2 protein-coding genes are annotated in these 1,503 nt (G+C 59.9%); both read right to left on the minus strand.

Translation table 11 applies throughout. The features are described 5' to 3' along the window. Nucleotides 1-1,064, minus strand: a 1,064-nt coding sequence (locus WCA53_RS19805) for a hypothetical protein (protein ID WP_423914536.1), incomplete at its 3' end; no start/stop codon positions are given. Beyond that, nucleotides 1,061-1,503, minus strand: a 443-nt coding sequence (locus WCA53_RS19810; protein WP_423914539.1) for a hypothetical protein, incomplete at its 5' end; no start/stop codon positions are given. The genes WCA53_RS19810 and WCA53_RS19805, both read right to left, overlap by 4 nt.

Raw genomic sequence — 1,503 nt, forward strand, 5'->3', positions numbered from 1 at the left:
GACCCGTCTTCTGAGGCACCGGCAAAACTTGCCGATGGACGTAGTTCTGCTGCTTTGCAGGCAACTGTCGTCACACACGTTTCCGTCTCGGCAGTCGGCTTTGAAATTTCCAGTGTTGTCTTCGCGCCCAGCCGCACAAAGAGCTGATAGTCGGCTTCGTTTCCTTTTACGCAGGTCGTGAAAAACACCTCTTCGCCATCAGCGGAAATCGCATTGTATGCATTTGGGCTCGCAGCCGAGTCATAGTCCTCGAGACCAACATCGACCTTGCACGTCGGACTGATCGGCTCATGCGATGCGTTCAGCGCCACCAGCTGCAGCGAAGGCTGCATACCATCACAACCGCGGTTCAGTTCGTAGACCTGTCGCGTCGCATGTAACGCTTCAGGCACCAAGGCCGCTAGTTCAGGTTCGAACTCCCATTGGCTTGAACTTGAGAAGAGCAAGCGGCACAGGTCGGGGCTTGCGCCTTCATACGCAAGTACGATCGGAGTTCCAGACAGTGTCTTCAGCGGGGATCCTGCGATTTCCCAGTTTTCGCTCAAATCGGGCAGTTCGGTTTGATGCAGCAGAAACTCAGTTTCGAGCCCTTGCTGGAAGGCGGCTTCGTCGTTGGATCCAGGCTTTCCGAGATTGACGACAGATTCCAATGTGGAGGATATGTCTCGGTCCTCGAATTCTGGCTCAAGCACAGACGGCGTCATCTCCGACTTGGTAGTCCAACTCGAGGCTGTGCGGTGAGCCAAGTAGTCGAGATTCGTCACCCCTGAGGGCGCTCCGGCGAATGCGCCCGGAGAGTAAAAGGCGACGCTTTCACCGTCTGGGTTGACAGCTTCGATCGTGAGCGCGCCGAACCCCGCCTTGTAAACCGGGCTGACCAGCTCGTACGCACGACAATCCGGGAGACGAGTGGAACCCTGTTCCTTACGGATCGCTTCATTCGGACAACCACCCGCAGCCAGGGCCGGGGTGGGAATCGCCGTGAGGGCCGTTGCGGACAGGGCAACGAAGGACACAAGCGTGCATACGCGCGCCACGACATCTGCTCTCTTTAGGCGCATCACGACGCGACCTCCCTGTTGTTGTGCGCGTGAGCGCGGAATGTTTGTGTTAACTGCATGCCCTTGTCGGTCAGGCGCCAAGCGTTGGGAATGCCCTGGGTTTGGCCCCCCGTGTTCTCGAGCAGGCCGAGGCGCTCGAGGCGACGTAGCAGCTTTGAGATCTGGCCCTGGTCAGAGACACCCGCCGCATCGGCGATCTCACGATTACTGGGAGCAGACCCCCGCCCACCGGGAGCAAGCTCCCGTGCGCTCAACTCCGCAACCGCTGTCAACACCATCTGCGTACGAACCGTCAAACGGAAATCGATCGGCATTGAGCGCTTCCCAGCGGGTGTGACCGACGCACCACCCCGCGCCCGCGCAGAACCGACGCTGAGCTCGGGCACACGACGTGCGATCTCCCGTGCGGCGGCCGCGTGCCCGCGGTAGGGCAGCACGATCG

Origin of the sequence: Caballeronia sp., assembly GCF_049581465.1 — a bacterium.
GTDB lineage: Bacteria > Pseudomonadota > Gammaproteobacteria > Burkholderiales > Burkholderiaceae > Caballeronia.